Source organism: Actinoplanes sp. CA-030573, assembly GCF_050951115.1.
Lineage (GTDB): Bacteria > Actinomycetota > Actinomycetes > Mycobacteriales > Micromonosporaceae > Actinoplanes.
In genome coordinates this window covers 534,460-549,393 of sequence record NZ_CP192038.1, presented here as the reverse complement: position 1 = coordinate 549,393, position 14,934 = coordinate 534,460, and the positions used below count along the sequence as shown (strand labels likewise).

Sequence of the window (14,934 nt, the reverse complement as noted above, 5' to 3'; positions counted from 1 at the left end):
GACTACGGTCGGCCACCCATCGAGCGATCAGGGTGCGTTGTAGACGTGGACGTAGTCGAAGCGGGCCGTGGCGCCGGTGCCGCCCATGGAGACGAGGCCGATCTTCAGGGCGGCGGGGCGGGACAGGGTCCAGGCCGTCGCCCAGGTCCAGGTGACGCCGTCCCGGCTGGAGGCGGCCCGGGCCACGCCGTTCCGGTAGCGGATGCGCAGCCACATCGTCGGCGCGGCGGGACCGCCGAACGACGGGCCCGAGGTCACGGCGCCGGTCGAGGCTCTGGTGTCCTCCTTGGTGAACTCCGTCTGCTGGAGATACGTGGTCGCGACGCCGGCGAGCGGCAGCACCGAGTGGGCGAGCTTCACGAAACGGTCGTCGTTGTCGTACAGGACGATGCCCGCCTGCTGCGCCGGGCGTACCGGGTCGAAGGTGATTTTGGTGTCCACCACGAACGAGCCGGGCGGCGCGGCACGCAGCAGGACCCCGGCGTTGTCGGCGCCCAGCGCGAGATCGCCGGCCTGGGTGGGTCGCACCAGCGCGCCGTCGCTCACCGTGGCGGTCGCGTCCGGCCGCACCCAGCTCCACGCTGAGCCGATCGCCGTGCCGTCGAAGTCGTCCGAATAGGCCGGCAGCAACGCCCCGACCGCGGGATCGGCGGCCCGGGCCGTGACCGGCGTGTAGAGCGGCGCCGCGCCCAGGTTGTCGACCTCGGCCGCGCCCGACCGGGATACCGCGCCGATCTTGCCGCCGGTGAACGACGACGGCAGCGTCAGCGCGAGCGTGGCCACGTCGTCGAGCAGGCGGTCGGCCGAGACCGACACGGTCAGCGCGGTGCCGCGACGGGTGATCACGAGCGTGTGCCAGGACTGGTAGTTGAAGTTTCCCGGGAGGGCCGCCGAACCGCTCACCGGCCCGTCGACGACCAGCCGGTGCGAGACGCTGTCGAGCCACGCGGTGATCGATCCGCAGGAGATGCCGGCGGCACTTCCGCGAACGTCGCCCTCGAGACGGACATCTCCGGAGACGGCGGCGGCGCTGACCGAGGCTCCGGCGGCCGATGCGACCAAGCGGCCGGAAGACCATGTGAAACTGCCCGAGAACCCGGAAGCCGACGAATCGAAGGTGCTCCCCACCGACCAGGCCGTGGTGGGTGCGGCCACCGCGGCGGACGACGCCCCGGCTCCGGCCCGCACCACCGGCCACCCACCGATCCAATCCAGCCGGTCGATCATCAGCGGCCGCTTGGTCAGGTTCAGCGTCGCCCCGTTGGCCCCGGTGATCGGCGGGAAGTCCGGGTCGGCCTGCGGAATCGCGTGATAGACCAGCCAGTCCTGCCCGGCCAGGTCGGTCGCGATCGCGTTGTGCCCCGGCCCGACCCACCCGTTCCCGGTTCCGGCCAGCACGATCCCGTCCTTGCTGGTGAGGTCGGTCAGCGCGATCCCGCTCGGCGTCGTGAACGGCCCGAGCGGCGACGTCGACCGCCCGACCTTGACCGTGTAGCCGCTGAACGCGCCGTCGCAGCAGCCGCCGTCGGAATAGAAGAGGTAATAGAAGCCGTCGCGGTGGACGACGAAGCCGCCCTCCATCCGCCGCCCGTGCCCGATCTGGGTGACCGGCCCGTCGAGCGCTGTGCCGTCGGCGTTCATCCGGGCCACGCAGATCGTGTCGTAGCTGCCCCAGTAGAGGTAGTACGAGCCGTCGGTGTCGGTGAACATCGCCTGGTCGATCGTGCCGCTCGGGCAGCCGCTGGCGGCCGGCACGATCTGTCCCCGGTCGGTCCACGGCCCGGCGGGGTTCGAGCTGGTCACCAGCCCGATGCCGCCGACCGAGAGGGCGTACGTGAGGTGGTAGGTGTTGTTGTAGAACCGGACGTCCGGCGCCCACGGCCGGGTCGCGGCCGGCCACCACGAGGGCTTGGCGGTCAGGGCGAATACGTCGCCGGCGTAGGTCCAGTGCACGAGGTCGGCGGAGGTCAGCGTGGGCAGGATGTGTTCGCCGGTCTCGCCGCGGCTGTTGAAGATCGGGTTGGTGGTGCCGTAGGCGTACCAGCGCCCGTCTTTCGCCTTGATGATCGCGGGGTCGGGGAAGGTGTCGACGGTTCCGGCGCTGACCGGGTTGGTGAAGGTCGCGGCATCGGCGCGGGCCGGGCCGGGTGCGGCGACGCACGCCGCGATCAACATCAGGACAGCGGCCCACGTACGAGCCATCCGTGGCTCCTTTTCTCAGAGAGCGACCGTGCGGAACCCGGTGTTGCCCGTCGAGGAATCGGGCGTGTTGGACGACCGGGCGGCGTTGCGATAGCGATTGCAGTACGAGTCGTGGCACAGGTAGGAACCGCCGCGGATCACGCGCGCGGCGCCGAGTGCCGGCCCCCGGGGATCGTCGGCGGGCGACGTGGCGTAGTAGGTGGGCGAGAACCAGTCGGCGCACCATTCCCAGACGTTGCCGATCGGCTGGTAGAGGCCGTACTCGTTGGGGGCGAAGGAACGGGCCGGCGCGGTCGTGACCCAGCCGTCCTCCGCCGTGTTCGACACCGGGAAGTCGCCCTGCCAGATGTTGCAGGGCCAGTCCGCCGGGAGGTCGTCGCCCCAGGGGTAGCGGAGCGACGGCCGGCCGCCGCGCGCGGCGCATTCCCATTCCGCCTCGGTCGGCAGGCGGCGCCCGGCCCAGGCGCAGTACGCGCGGGCGTCGTTCCAGCTGACGTGCACGACCGGGCGGTCGTCCGCGGCGGTCGATCCCGGTCCGCCCGGATGCCCCCAGTCGGCGCCGGAGACCGCGAGCCACCACGGCGTCCCGGCCATCGTCCCGACCACCGTCGACCGGTCGTGGACGGCCAGGTGGAAGACCGCCGACCAGCCGAAGCTCTCGGCCTCGGTGCGATATCCGGTGTCGTCGACGAAGGTGCGGAAGTCGGCGACCGTCACCGTCGTCGCGTCGATCCGGAAGGCGTCGAGGCGGACCGGGTGGACCGGTTGCTCGCCGTCCGGGCGGGCGCCGTCACCGTGGGCGTCACCCATCGCGAAGGTCTGGGCGGGCACCTCGGCCTGCGCGATGCGGTGCCCTTTGCTCTGCTCACCAATGCGCGCCTCATCGCTCTGCTCACCAAGGCGCGCCGCGAGCGGCGTCGGGGTGAGCAGAGCGGGAGCGGCGGGCTTCCGGCCGGAAGACGGTGAGCAGCATTCCTTCATGCGCCCACCGGCCGCGGCTGGCTGGGGTGCGGCTGGTCGCCGACCCGGGCCTGCTCCCGCCACATCGCGACCTTGAGCTCCGCACGGATGGCGCGATATTCCGGAAGCTCGTAGACGTTGCGCAGCTCGGCCGGATCGGCGACCAGGTCGTAGAGCTCCCACTCCGGCGGATAGGTGCCCCAACCGCAGCCGGGGATGCCCATCCCGTCGTTGTAGAAGTAGATGAGCTTGTACCGCGCGGTCCGATAGCCGTAATGCGCCGGCGCCTTGTGGAAGACGTCGTCATGCTCCCAGTACCGGTAGTAGACGCCGTCCCGCTCGAACGTGGTCAGATCCCAGAAACTCCGACCCTGCATGCGGGGATGCGCGGGAACGCCGGCCGCCTCGAGGATCGTCTGCGCCCAGTCCACATTGGTGACCATCTCGGTGACGACGCCGGGGACGACGCGCCGCGGGTAGGACATCACCAGCGGCATGCGCAGCGATTCCTCGTACATGAACCGCTTGTCGAACCATCCGTGGTCGCCGAGGAAGAAGCCCTGGTCCGACGCGTACATCAAGAGGGTGTCATCGAAATCGCCACGCTCGCGCAGAAAGTCGACGACCCGGCCGACGTTGTCGTCCACGGAGTCGACGCAGCGCAGATAGTCCCGCATGAACCGCTGGTATTTCCAGAGCGCCTCCTCGTCGTAGGAGAGGCCGTCCGGTGGCGGTTCCTTGAGGTCTTCCAGGGTCAGATGCTCGGCGATGCGCATGGCGGCCCGGCGCGCCGAAGACGTACGGGTGGCATAGTCGTCGCCGAATGTCGGTGGCAGCGGGACCGGGTCGTTGTACCGGTCGTCGAATGCGGCCGGCGGGATCCACGGGCGGTGCGGGGCCTTGTGGTAGATCAGCGCGCAGTACGGCCCCTCCCCGGCGGCGATCCAGGTCAATGCCAGGTCGGTGATGATGTCCGTCGCATAGCCCGTTACCTGCCGCAAGCCCGATTTGTCGAGGAAGTTGGGATCGAGATACTCGCCCTGCTCGATCAGGACGTCCCAATAGTCGAAGTCCTCAGGGTTGTGGCCGGGACCGTCACCCATGTGCCACTTGCCGATCATCGCGGTTCGATACCCGGCGGCCTTCAGCGCGCTGACAAAGGTCGGCTGGGACGCGTCGATCGGGGTGACCAGCGTGGTCACCCCGTTGACGTGGCTGTAGGTGCCGGTCAGGATGCTGGCCCGCGACGGTGAGCACAGCGAGTTGGTGGCGAAGCAGTTGTCGAAGCGCAGGCCGAGTCGCGCGATCTCGTCGATCCGCGGCGTCGTGTTGACCACCGAGCCGTACGCGGAGATCGCGTGCGCGGCATGGTCGTCGGTCAGGATCATCACGATGTTCGGCCGGCGAGCCTCGGGCGGACTCATCGGTACGACGCCTCGTCGAGCCCGCTCTGCGTCGGGTCGTGGTCGACCTCGCCGATGTCGTACATCGAGGTCATCCAGTGGTAGAAGCGGTCGTCACGCTCCTTGAGCAGGGAGTAGAGCCGACGCATCATCCGGCCCCGGACGGGCTCCATCTCCGGGTGGCGATAGACGTTGAGCAGCTCGTCGGGGTCGTTCGCCAGGTCGTAGAGCTCGTTCGTCGAGTCCGGATTGACGACCAGCTTGTAGCGGTCCTCGCGCAGCATCCGTTGCGGGTACGGGAAGTGGTGCCCGTGGAACTCCCCGACGATGTCCGGCTGCCATGCCGGATTCTCGCCTTTTATCAGGGGGACGAGGCTGCGCGAGTCGACGGCCTCCGCATGATCGACTTGGGCGAGGTCGAGGATCGTCGCTGTGCAGTCGAGCAGCGAGACGAACTCGTCCCGGACCTGTGGCGGCGCGCCCGGTGTCCGGATTATGCCGGGAGTGCGGTAGATGTCCTCGTACATCGCCGGGCCCTTGTCGTGCAGCCGATGGGACCCGGTGAACTCCCCGTGGTCGCACGTGAAGAACACCGAGGTCGCATCGGTCAGGCCGAGCGCGTCCAGCTCGCCGAGGATCCGCCCGATCTGCTGGTCGATCAGTGTCACGTAGCCCCAGTAGACCGCGATCAGCTTGCGGGTCACCTCGATCGGCATCGTGTCGAAGGTCCAGTGCGCGCTGTAGTTGCGCTGCACCGGCGGCTTTCCCTCGAACGTCTCGGCGATCGACTTCGGCAGCTCCACCGCGGCGGGGTCGACCATGTCGAAATACGAATCCGGGACGATGTACGGCAGGTGCGGCCCGAAGAAGTGGGTGGCCAGATAGAACGGCTTCCCGTCGGAGGCGTATCGGCGGAGCATCTCGATCGTCCGGGTCGCCATGTAGTGCTCGAACGTCGCCTCGACCGGCTGCTTGAGGCGCGCGGCGAGGAGATTGCCCGGACCCCCGTTCGGCAGCGTGCCACGGATGCGGTCGGTTATCTCGTACGGCGGAAGGTCGTGCTCCTTGAGATAGGCCAGATAGTCCTCATGCTCGACCGGGTTGTGCCAGCCCGGAAGATGCGGCCCGTCGAAACCGTAGTCGGCCGGCGCCTTGACGGTCCCCGCGTGCCACTTACCGATCAGCCCGACGTTGTAACCGCGCTCGCGCAACGCCATCGGGAAGGTGAACGTGCCGTCCGGCAGGTCCTCCTGGTAGCCGACGTTGCGCTCGTGGTTGGCCAGCACCTTGTGCCGGAACGGCGCCTGCCCGGTGAGCAGGCTGGCCCGGGCCGGCGTGCAGATCGCGGTCGGCGTGTACCACCGGTCGAACCGCGTGCCGGTCGCGGCGAGCTCATCCAGGTGGGGGGTGCGGGCCTGGTTGTTCCCGTACGCCCCGAGCGTGTCGACCCGGTGCTGATCGGTCATGAGGAAGAGGAAGTTCACTTCGCGGCCGATCCCGCTCCGGTGAAGACGTCGCCGAGGTAATAGGTCTTCGGGTCCGGGTTCTGCGGCAGCTTGCCGGCCCCGACGAAGTAGTCACCCATGCCGGTCAGCCACTTGCCGACGGTCCCGTCGGCGGTGTAGCCGTCGAGGGTCTTCGAGTCGAGCATCTGGCTGTTGGCGGCGTCGGCCTTCACCGCGTCCGGCGTCTGCTTGAGCATGGTCGCGGTGAGCTGGATCGTCTGGTCGGGGTTGGCGGCCCGGTAGTCCATCGCCTCGCGCAGCACCGCCACCACCTTGCTCACCGTGTCCGCCTTCTTCGCGACCGCGTCGTTGCTGGCCACGAACGCGGTCGGGAACGAGACCTTGGCGGCGAAGTCGGCGTCCTTGGCCAGCTCGACCAGGTCCGGCTTCTTCTGCTTGATGTTGTTGAGCAGCGGATACCAGATGCCGGCCGCGTCGATCTGGCCCGCACCGAACGCGGTGACGATCGTCGCCGGGTCCATCGGCACGCGCTGGATGTCCTTGTTGGTCAGCCCCGCCTTCTGCAGCGCCAGCGTGAGGATCATGTCGCCGCTCGTGCCCTCGGGCACGCCGACCTTCTTGCCTTTGAGCTGGGCCAGGTCGGTGATCCCGGGCTGGGCGACGACCCGGTCGGCGTTGCCGAGCGAGTTCAGCGCGACGATCTTCGCCTTGCCCGAGGCCGGCAGCCAGACCGCGCCCGGGCCGATGTAGCCGAAGTCGAGGTCGCCGGCGTTGAGGGCGGTGACCTGCAGCGGGCCGTTGGTGAAGACCTTGGTGCTCACCTCGATGCCGTGCTTCTCCCACAGCTTCTGGTCGGCGGCGACGGCGAGCAGGCTGGTGCCGTTGTAGTCGCCGATGTAGCCGAAGTTGACCTTGGCTTTGGCGCCGCCGGACGTGTTGTTGTCATCGGATGATCCGCACGCCGACAGCGCGAGGAGAGAGGCCGCCGCGAGGGCGGCAACGATGCGCTTCATGCAACTGGCTCCTGGTGGTAGACGGCGCTCCAGACACGGTTGCGGAGAGCCGTGAAGGCGGGACTGAGCCGAAGCTCTTCGGTGCGGGGGTAGGGCAGGTCGACGTCGATGACCTCGACGATCCGACCGGGCCGGGCCGCCATGACGACGACCCGGTTGGCGAGGAAGACGGCTTCGTCGACGTCGTGGGTGATGAAGACGACCGTGCGTTTCTCCCGGCCCCAGGTGCGCAGGAGCTGTTCCTGCAGGCGGACTCGGGTGAGCGCGTCGACGGCGCCGAACGGCTCGTCCATGAGTAGGATCGAGGGATTCACGGCGTACGCGCGGGCGATGGCACACCGTTGCTTCATCCCGCCGGAGAGCGTCCGCGGCAGCGCGTCGGCGAAGTCGTGCAGGCCGACCAGGTCGATGAAGTGCTGGGCGCGGTCCCGGCGCTCGGCTCGGGGCACGCGCGCCGTCCGCAGCCCGAACTCGACGTTCTTGCGGACGGTCAGCCACGGGAACAGCGCATATTGCTGGAAGATCACCCCGCGGTCGGGACCGGGCCCGTCGATCGCCTTGCCGTCGACCAGCGCCTGGCCGCTCGTCGGCGTCTCCAGGCCGGCCAGGATGTTCATGAGTGTGGTCTTGCCGCACCCGCTCGGCCCGACGATGGTCACGAACTCGTTGTCCCCGATCGTCAGCGACACGTCGCCGAGCGCGACGAAACGGTCATAGGTCTTGCCGACGCGGTCGACCGTGATCATCGGCGCTCCTGCCAGTTCGTCAGCCGGCGCTCGGCGAAGAGCAGGACCCGGTCCATCAGCAGGCCGAGCACGCCGATGCTGATCAGACCCACGAAGATCGTCGGGAGGTCGTAGTAGAGCTGCGCGCTCTGCATCCGGTAGCCGAGCCCCTCCTGCGCCGCGATCAGCTCGGCCGCGACCAGGGTCGCCCACGACGAGCCGAGCCCGACCCGCATGCCGACGAGGATGAACGGGGTCGAGGCCGGCACCACCACCCGCGCGAAGATCGTGCCGTCCTTGGCCCCGAGCACCCGGGCCGCGTTGATAAGCGTCTTGTCCACCCCGACCACGCCCTGGAACGTGGCGATCACGCAGGCCAGGAACGAGGCTAGGAAGATGACGAAGATCTTCGGGGTCTCGCCGATGCCCATCAGCACCACGGCGAGCGGGATGATCGCGAGGGGCGGGATGGTGCGGAAGAACTGGACCCAGGGCTCGATCAGGCCGCGCACGATCCCGTACCAGCCCATCAGGAAGCCCACCGGGACCGCGAGCACGACGCCCAGCACGAAGCCGGAGAGCACGCGCCCGAGGCTGGCGAGGATGTCCGCCTCGAGCGTGCCGTCGCGCAGCAGCTCCCATCCGCGCTCGGCGACCTGGGGCGGCGCGGGGATGTCGAACCCGGCGAGCGAGAAACCCCACCAGACGCCGATCCCCACCACCAGAGAGATCAAGTTCCAAGCCCATTTGGGTACGCGGCGACGGCGCTCCCGGTTGTCCGGGGCGGCCTGCGCGACCGCCGCGTCGACCTGCACCAAGGTCATGAGGCACTCCCAGTCGGGTAACCGTTCAGCAGCGGGGACTGCCGGAAGCTGGCCGCGATCGCGCCGCGCGCGCCGTCGTCGTCGCCGAGCCGGGCCGCCCGGATCAGCGGACCGGTCCCGCCCACGTTCTCGGCCGCGACCACGGCACCGGCGCGGCTCACGATCTCGGGGACGGCGTGCGCGAGCGGGCCGCCGATGACGATCTGCTCGGGGTCGATGATCAGCGCGGCGCCGGCGAGCACCCGGCCCACGGCCTCGGCGACCCGTTCCATGGCGGCCCGCACCCGCGGCTCGTCCCGGCGGTCGCGGAGCTCGGTCAGGTCGCGTACGCCCGCGGCTTGCAGGGCCGGCGGCACCGCCGCCACCGTCTCCAGGCACCCGCGCTTGCCGCAGCGGCAGAGCCCGCCCGCCGCATCGGCCTTGACGTGCCCGAACTCGCCGGCCACCCCGCCCGCGCCGGCCACCAGGCGGCCACCGACGACGAGACCGCCACCGATGCCGTCGGCCAGCCGGATGTAGAGCACGTCGCGGGCCTCGGCCAGGATCGCCTCGGCGAGCGCCGCGAACCGGGTGTTGTTGTCGACCACCACCGGCGCGGGAACGTCCCGCCTCTGGTCGCCGGCGCCCGCCGATCCGCCGAACCGCCCGGCGAACGCGGCCAGCACGTCTTTGCGGGCCGCGCCGGCCGGAAAGGGACCGGCCACGCCGACACCGATGCCCTGCAGAGCGGCCAGCGTGAGACCTCGCTCGCCGCGGACCCGCTCCACCAGCGCGACCCCGGCCGCCAGCCGGTCGGGCCAACTGCTCTCGGCCGGGTACGCCGTCACGCCGCTCGCGATGATCTCGTGTGCCGCGTCGGCGACCGCCACGCGTACCCGGGTGTGCCCGAGATCCACGCCGAGGAACTGACCCGACCGCGGATCGAGCGCGAGCAACTCGGCCGGGCGCCCGCTGCCGGCCCGCCGCGGGGCGTCGGTGTTGACGACCACGATCGCGCCGCGGGCCAGCAGATCGCCGGTGATCTCCGAGAGCGTGGTGCGGGAGAGGCCGGACCGGGCCGCGATCTGCGCCCGGCTCAGGCCCCCGCGCTCGCGCAGGATCGCCAGCACGCGCTCCTCGTGAGCGCGCCTGACCAGCGCATGTACGCCTACCGACCCGGACATGCCGCCACCGTAGGCGGGCCCGAATTTTTCCGTCAACGGTCCGGCAGAATTATCTCTGCAAAACCGGTAGGAAAACTTCTTCGTTGCCTCTCAGCCGGGGACAAGTTGTCCCCGGATGAGCGCGACCTTCCGCGGGTTTCCGATTCGGGCCAGTCTTGATCTGTCACCACGGGAGGCTGATCGCATGGACCGGGCGCAACTCGCCGACTTTCTCCGGACACGCCGCGAGGCGCTCCAGCCGGAGGACGTCGGGCTGCCACGCGGGCAGCGGCGGCGCACCGGCGGGCTGCGCCGGGAGGAGGTCGCGGCGCTGGCCGGCATGTCGAGCGACTACTACGGGCGGATCGAGCAGCAGCGCGGCCCGTTGCCGTCGGAGCAGATGCTGGCGGCCATCGCCCGGGCGCTGCACCTGAGCCTGGACGAGCGGGACCACCTGTTCCGGCTCGGCGGGCACCCGGCCCCGCAGCGGGCGCTGCGTGAGGATCACGTCGGCCCGGGCACGATGCGGATCTTCGACCGGCTCGAGGACACGCCGGCCATGGTTCTCTCCCGCCTCGGCGAGACGCTGCTGCAGACCCCGCCGGCGGTGGCGCTCTTCGGTGATCAGACCCATTTCACCGGGCTGAGCCGCTACAACGTCTATCGCTGGTACACCGACCCCGCCGCGCGGGCGGTCTATCCGGTCGAGGACCACCCGACGCACACCCGGGTGTTCACCTCGTCGCTGCGTTCGGCGTATGCGGCGGCGCCCGGCGGCCGGGCCGCCGAGATCGTCGACGCCCTGCTCGCGGTCAGCCCCGAGTTCGCCGAGGTGTGGGCCGCGCACGAGGTCGGGATCACGCACCCGGACCGGAAACGGATCCTGAACCCGGCACTGGGCGAGCTCTCCCTCTACTGCCAGACCTTGTTCGACCCCTCGCAGGAGCAGGTGCTTCTGGTCTTCACCGCCGTACCCGGGTCGCCCAGTTACGAAAAGCTCCAGTTGCTCGCGGCGACGGTGTAGTTGCATCCGTTTTAAATGGAGAAAGGCGTCACCATGCCCAAAATTGCCCTTATCACCGGCGGCAACCGCGGACTCGGCCGGGCCACCGCCGAGGCTCTGATCGCGGACGGCGTCGAGGTCATCTACACCTACCGGCAGGACCCCGGCGAGAAGATCGACGCTGTCGCCCTGCCCCTGACCGTCGGCGACCTCGACTCGTACCCCGCCTTCGTCCAATCCCTGCGCGAGGTCCTGACCGACCGCTTCGGCCGCGCCGACTTCGACTTCCTGATCAACAACGCCGGCGTCGGCATCGGCGGCAAGTTCGCCGACTTCTCGGTGGCCGACTTCGACGAGCTGGTGAACGTCCACTTCCGCGGCATGTTCTTCCTGACCCAGTCGCTGCTGCCGCTGATCGCGGACGGCGGCCGGATCCTCAACCTGTCGACCGGCCTGGCCCGCTTCACCGGCGAGGGGTTGTACGCCGCGTACGGCTCGGTGAAGGGTGCGGTCGAGGTCTTCACGCGTTACCTGGCCAAGGAGCTGGGGCCGCGCCAGATCAGCGTCAACGTTGTGGCCCCCGGCGCGACCGGAACCGACTTCGGCGGCGGCGCGATGCGCGGCAACGACGAGGTGCGCCGGCACATCGGCAGCCAGGTCGCGCTGGGCCGGATCGGCGAGCCCGAGGACATCGCCGGCGTCATGGTGGCGATGCTGTCCGACAACACCAAGTGGATCACCGGCCAGCGCATCGAGGCGTCGGGCGGGATGCTGCTTTAGACAATTTCGCGACATGCCGATGTCGGTTCCGTAACTCATTTTTCTTGCTTGTTACACAACGCATCGACAAGACTGACTGCGTCGGACGCACCCCGCCGCCGATCCCCCTCCGGATCACCTCGGTCTTTCCCCGGACCGATCCCGGCGCGGCGGCGGAGGTGCGCCCCGCCCCATAACGCGGAGGTGCGCCCCGCCCATAACTGGGTGGGGCGACGATGAGGCCCGCCTACGACATTTCCGCGGGCGATATCCACAGGCCGGCTACGACCCCACCAACCGCAACGAGACCCAGAGCGCGCCCACCCCCGCAAGCAGCGTCAGCGGGACCGTGAGCGCCCCCAGGCGCAGGAAGTCTCCGGCCTCCGGGGCGGCGTCGCGCGTATGCAGGATCTGCCGCCACAGCAGCGTGGCCAGCGAGCCGACGTACGTGAGGTTCGGCCCGACGTTCACCCCGATCAGCACCGCCAGCAGCAACGCCGGTGAGGAGGAGACGGCCGGGACCAGCACCAGGGTCGCCGGCAGGTTGTTCACGACGTTGGCGAGCAACGCCGCCAGGCCGGCCACCGCCAGCAACTGCCACGGGCCCTGGCCGGACGGCACCAGCGTGTCGACCCAGCGGTCCAGCCCGTGCTCCCGGACCGCCAGCACCACCACCCCCAGCGCCAGCACGAAGGCGCAGAAGCCGGGGTTGGCCTCGCGCACCAGGGTCGCCGGCCGCACGCACAGGGGCACCGCGAGGGCGAGCGCACCGGCCGCCGCGATCCACGCCGGGTGCACGCCGACGGGCTGGGCCACCCCGAAGCCGGCCAGCGTCAAGGCCAGCACGATCAGCGCGTAGCGCGGCGCCGGGGGCACGTCACCGCCGGCCACCGGGGACGCGGGCGCTCGCAGGTCCTCGCGGAAGAACAGGCGGAACAGCAGGTATTCGGCCACGACCACGGCCACCCAGGGCAACGCCATCACGGCCGCGAAGCCGAAGAACGTCAGGCCGCTCGCCGCGAACGCCAGCAAGTTGGTCAAATTGGACACGGGGAGGAGGAGCGAGGCCGAGTTGGCCAAATGCGCCGAGGCGTACGCGTGGGGCCGCGGCCGGGCTCCGGTGCGTGCGGCCGTGACCAGCACCACGGGGGTCAGGAGCACCACGGTCGCGTCCAGGCTGAGGACGGCGGTGGTCAGCGCGGCCACCACGAAGACGGCGGTCAGCAGGCGGGTGGGACGGCGGCCACTGACCCGGGCGGTGAGGGCTCCGGCGTACCGGAAAACGCCGTGCTCCCCCGCGAGAAAGGCGAGCAGCAGGACCGCCGCCAGGAAGCCCACCGTGGGGCCGAGCTCGCGCACCTCGGCCCAGGCGTCCCGCCACGGCAGCAGGCCGGTGACCACGACGAGCAGGGCGGCCGGCACCGCGGCGACGGCTTCGGGAAGCCCGCGCGGGCGGCCCACGGCGAACGCGAGCACGCCGGCGAGCAGCGCGACCGCGAGAAGAAGGCCCATCTAGGCGCCGAACAGCTCCAGCGCGCCGGACACCTTGAGCACCCGGGCGACCAGGCCGCGCGCGTTGACCACGCGGAAGCCGGCGGGCCGCTCGCGGGCCGCGTTGTATCCGTCGATCAGGGCGCCGAGCGCCTCGGAGTCGATGAAGGCCACCGCGCCGAGGTCGATCACCACGTCGCCGTGGGCGAGCGCCGCGAGGATCGCGTCGCGCAGGTCGTCGCGCGCGGTGATGTCCAGCTCACCGCGGATGCACAGGAGCGTCGCCGACCCGTCGGCCGTCCGCTCCTGGCCGATCTTGTAGGAGTCCGCCACGGGGCATTTTTACCAGCACCTCGCGGATTCAGCTCGGGAAGCTGGCCCAGACGTGTTTCGTGACGTCGGTCGAGTACCACCCGACGTCGAGCGCGAAGTCCCGGGCGAGCTGGAGGCCGAGGCCACCCTTGCCGAGCGGCCGGTCGGTCGCGAGCCTCGGCGCCGCCTCCGGATCGCGGTCGGCCACGTCCAGGATCAGGCGATCCTCTTCGCGGAGAAGCCGCACCACGGTGGGCGGTCGGCCGTGCCGCAGCGCGTTGGTGGCGAGCTCGGTGGCGACCACTGTCATCCGGTCGGGAATGTCGCCGAGATCGGATCCCCCGGTCTCGGTCAGAACGGCCCGCAACGAGGCGCGCAGCTGCCGCAAATCGCCGAAGCCGACAAGTGTCCACCGGCATAACTCCGCTGCCGACGGGTACGGAACCGACGTGTGCAGCGTGGTCATGGCGTCCATCTTGCCCGGCCGGCAGGAGGCCGCGCACTGGCCGACCAGCGGGCAGGGCATCGTCCACGCAGGTGACCGGGGACTCTGGACGATGACATTCGTCTAATGATCACTCTGTATTGCTTGCCATCACGCAAAGTCACTCATACTTTCGGCTAGTCTTTTCTCCCCCTCTCAGCTAGGGTCTTGGTAACCGAACGGCCTAGTGTGCTCAATCGGGGGCGGTCGGATCGACCGCCCTCGACGCAGATAGGGACACCCGACCGACCGGGTCCAGCGATGGACCGGCTCTCCGGGAAGGTGCCAGGGAGGACCACAGCATGACCGTCACCGAGACGTCGCAGATCACGCCGGCCACCAAGGCCGGTGCCGAGGCCCCGGCGGACAGCGCCGCCGAGCTGCTCAACGCGATGGCCGCGATGCCGATCGGCCATCCTTCGCGAGCCGCCCTGCGGGACAGCGCGATCGAGGCGTGGCTGCCGCTGGCCCGCCACCTCGCCAACCGCTACTCCGGCCGCGGCGAGCCCACCGACGACCTCATCCAGACCGCCACCGTCGGCCTGATCAAAGCCGTCGACAAGTTCGACCCCGAACGCGGCGTCGACTTCGCCGGCTACGCCATCCCGACCATCATCGGCGAGATCAAGCGCCACTTCCGCGACCGCACCTGGAGCGTCCGGGTCCCCCGCCGCCTCCAGGAGCTGCGGCTGGCCATCACCGAGGCCAACAGCACCCTCACCCACAGCCTCGGCCGCTCCCCGACCGTCGCCGACATCGCCGCCCATCTGCAGGTCACCGAGGAAGACGTCCTCGAAGGCCTGGAAGGCGCCCGCGCCTACAACGCCACCAGCCTCTCCACCCCGATCAGCGCCGACGGCACCACCGAGCTCGGCGACACCCTCGGCGGCGAGGACGGCGAGTACGAGCTCGCCGAGACCCGCGTGGCGCTGGGCCCGGCCCTGGCGACGCTGGACGAGCGTGAGCAGAAGATCCTCACCCTGCGGTTCTACGGCAACCTGACCCAGTCGCAGATCGCCGACCAGATCGGCATCTCCCAGATGCACGTGTCGCGGCTGCTGACCAAGGCCCTCACCAAGCTGCGCGGGCAGCTGGCGGGCGACGAGATCTGATTCCCGAAGTCCCCCAAGGACAGCGAGGGGCCGGCCCG

General features: G+C 70.0%; 14 protein-coding genes. 3 read left to right on the top strand and 11 right to left on the bottom strand.

Features of this window, described 5'->3' with window-relative positions; all coding sequences use genetic code 11:
* Nucleotides 1-27: 27 nt before the first annotated feature.
* The 8 genes from ACQP2F_RS02540 to ACQP2F_RS02505 are packed head-to-tail and all read right to left on the bottom strand — an operon-like array spanning nt 28 to nt 9,756.
* Nucleotides 28-2,202 (bottom strand): family 43 glycosylhydrolase, encoded by a 2,175-nt coding sequence (locus ACQP2F_RS02540; protein WP_433300241.1) that lies wholly within the window; start codon nt 2,200-2,202, stop codon nt 28-30.
* Between the two features lie 15 nt (nt 2,203-2,217).
* The gene (locus ACQP2F_RS02535; protein WP_433300239.1) at nt 2,218-3,183 is read right to left on the bottom strand and encodes a formylglycine-generating enzyme family protein; all 966 of its coding nucleotides are present in this window, start codon (nt 3,181-3,183) and stop codon (nt 2,218-2,220) included.
* Nucleotides 3,180-4,586, bottom strand: coding sequence for a sulfatase family protein (locus tag ACQP2F_RS02530; RefSeq protein ID WP_433300238.1), 1,407 nt, complete (start codon nt 4,584-4,586; stop codon nt 3,180-3,182). Before ACQP2F_RS02530 ends, ACQP2F_RS02535 begins: the two co-directional genes overlap by 4 nt.
* Nucleotides 4,583-6,031, bottom strand: coding sequence for a sulfatase-like hydrolase/transferase (locus ACQP2F_RS02525; RefSeq protein WP_433300236.1), 1,449 nt, complete (start codon nt 6,029-6,031; stop codon nt 4,583-4,585). Before ACQP2F_RS02525 ends, ACQP2F_RS02530 begins: the two co-directional genes overlap by 4 nt.
* A 14-nt stretch (nt 6,032-6,045) precedes the next feature.
* Nucleotides 6,046-7,044, bottom strand: a complete 999-nt coding sequence (locus ACQP2F_RS02520) for an aliphatic sulfonate ABC transporter substrate-binding protein (protein WP_433300235.1) — start codon at nt 7,042-7,044, stop codon at nt 6,046-6,048.
* Entirely contained in the window at nt 7,041-7,790 is a 750-nt protein-coding gene (locus ACQP2F_RS02515; RefSeq protein ID WP_433300233.1) for an ABC transporter ATP-binding protein, read from the bottom strand. Before ACQP2F_RS02515 ends, ACQP2F_RS02520 begins: the two co-directional genes overlap by 4 nt.
* Nucleotides 7,787-8,593, bottom strand: coding sequence for an ABC transporter permease (locus ACQP2F_RS02510; protein ID WP_433300231.1), 807 nt, complete (start codon nt 8,591-8,593; stop codon nt 7,787-7,789). Before ACQP2F_RS02510 ends, ACQP2F_RS02515 begins: the two co-directional genes overlap by 4 nt.
* The gene (locus tag ACQP2F_RS02505; RefSeq protein WP_433300229.1) at nt 8,590-9,756 is read right to left on the bottom strand and encodes an ROK family transcriptional regulator; all 1,167 of its coding nucleotides are present in this window, start codon (nt 9,754-9,756) and stop codon (nt 8,590-8,592) included. Before ACQP2F_RS02505 ends, ACQP2F_RS02510 begins: the two co-directional genes overlap by 4 nt.
* A 184-nt stretch (nt 9,757-9,940) precedes the next feature.
* On the opposite strand from ACQP2F_RS02505, the gene ACQP2F_RS02500 reads away from it, so the two are divergent.
* Nucleotides 9,941-10,759, top strand: coding sequence for a helix-turn-helix transcriptional regulator (locus tag ACQP2F_RS02500; protein WP_433300227.1), 819 nt, complete (start codon nt 9,941-9,943; stop codon nt 10,757-10,759).
* A 33-nt stretch (nt 10,760-10,792) separates the two neighbouring features.
* Entirely contained in the window at nt 10,793-11,518 is a 726-nt protein-coding gene (locus tag ACQP2F_RS02495) for an SDR family NAD(P)-dependent oxidoreductase (RefSeq protein WP_433300226.1), read from the top strand.
* Between the two features lie 261 nt (nt 11,519-11,779).
* Here the strand turns inward: ACQP2F_RS02495 and ACQP2F_RS02490 are convergent, their stop codons facing one another.
* Genes ACQP2F_RS02490 through ACQP2F_RS02480 form a run of 3 tightly spaced genes read right to left on the bottom strand, consistent with a single transcriptional unit; the run spans nt 11,780 to nt 13,766 of the window.
* Nucleotides 11,780-13,009 carry an SLC13 family permease gene (locus tag ACQP2F_RS02490; protein WP_433300224.1) on the bottom strand — a complete coding sequence of 410 codons (1,230 nt, stop codon included), beginning with the start codon at nt 13,007-13,009 and terminating at the stop codon, nt 11,780-11,782.
* Entirely contained in the window at nt 13,010-13,321 is a 312-nt protein-coding gene (locus ACQP2F_RS02485; RefSeq protein WP_433300222.1) for an STAS domain-containing protein, read from the bottom strand. It abuts the gene before it with no gap.
* 28 nt (nt 13,322-13,349) lie between these two features.
* On the bottom strand, nt 13,350-13,766 hold the full coding sequence (locus tag ACQP2F_RS02480) for an ATP-binding protein (RefSeq protein WP_433300220.1): 417 nt from the start codon (nt 13,764-13,766) through the stop codon (nt 13,350-13,352).
* A 320-nt stretch (nt 13,767-14,086) separates the two neighbouring features.
* Between ACQP2F_RS02480 and ACQP2F_RS02475 the strand changes: the two genes are divergently transcribed.
* Nucleotides 14,087-14,896: an RNA polymerase sigma factor SigF gene (locus ACQP2F_RS02475; protein ID WP_433300219.1), complete on the top strand. Its 810-nt coding sequence runs from the start codon at nt 14,087-14,089 to the stop codon at nt 14,894-14,896.
* The last annotated feature ends 38 nt before the right edge of the window (nt 14,897-14,934 follow it).

Bases quoted from the DNA above. Each gene is read 5' to 3' on its own strand.
- ACQP2F_RS02540 (WP_433300241.1), bottom strand. From the start codon at position 2,202: ATGGCTCGTACGTGGGCCGCTGTCCTGATGTTGATCGCGGCGTGCGTC.
- ACQP2F_RS02535 (WP_433300239.1), bottom strand. From the start codon at position 3,183: ATGAAGGAATGCTGCTCACCGTCTTCCGGCCGGAAGCCCGCCGCTCCC.
- ACQP2F_RS02530 (WP_433300238.1), bottom strand. From the start codon at position 4,586: ATGAGTCCGCCCGAGGCTCGCCGGCCGAACATCGTGATGATCCTGACC.
- ACQP2F_RS02525 (WP_433300236.1), bottom strand. From the start codon at position 6,031: ATGACCGATCAGCACCGGGTCGACACGCTCGGGGCGTACGGGAACAAC.
- ACQP2F_RS02520 (WP_433300235.1), bottom strand. From the start codon at position 7,044: ATGAAGCGCATCGTTGCCGCCCTCGCGGCGGCCTCTCTCCTCGCGCTG.
- ACQP2F_RS02515 (WP_433300233.1), bottom strand. From the start codon at position 7,790: ATGATCACGGTCGACCGCGTCGGCAAGACCTATGACCGTTTCGTCGCG.
- ACQP2F_RS02510 (WP_433300231.1), bottom strand. From the start codon at position 8,593: ATGACCTTGGTGCAGGTCGACGCGGCGGTCGCGCAGGCCGCCCCGGAC.
- ACQP2F_RS02505 (WP_433300229.1), bottom strand. From the start codon at position 9,756: ATGTCCGGGTCGGTAGGCGTACATGCGCTGGTCAGGCGCGCTCACGAG.
- ACQP2F_RS02500 (WP_433300227.1), top strand. From the start codon at position 9,941: ATGGACCGGGCGCAACTCGCCGACTTTCTCCGGACACGCCGCGAGGCG.
- ACQP2F_RS02495 (WP_433300226.1), top strand. From the start codon at position 10,793: ATGCCCAAAATTGCCCTTATCACCGGCGGCAACCGCGGACTCGGCCGG.
- ACQP2F_RS02490 (WP_433300224.1), bottom strand. From the start codon at position 13,009: ATGGGCCTTCTTCTCGCGGTCGCGCTGCTCGCCGGCGTGCTCGCGTTC.
- ACQP2F_RS02480 (WP_433300220.1), bottom strand. From the start codon at position 13,766: ATGACCACGCTGCACACGTCGGTTCCGTACCCGTCGGCAGCGGAGTTA.
- ACQP2F_RS02475 (WP_433300219.1), top strand. From the start codon at position 14,087: ATGACCGTCACCGAGACGTCGCAGATCACGCCGGCCACCAAGGCCGGT.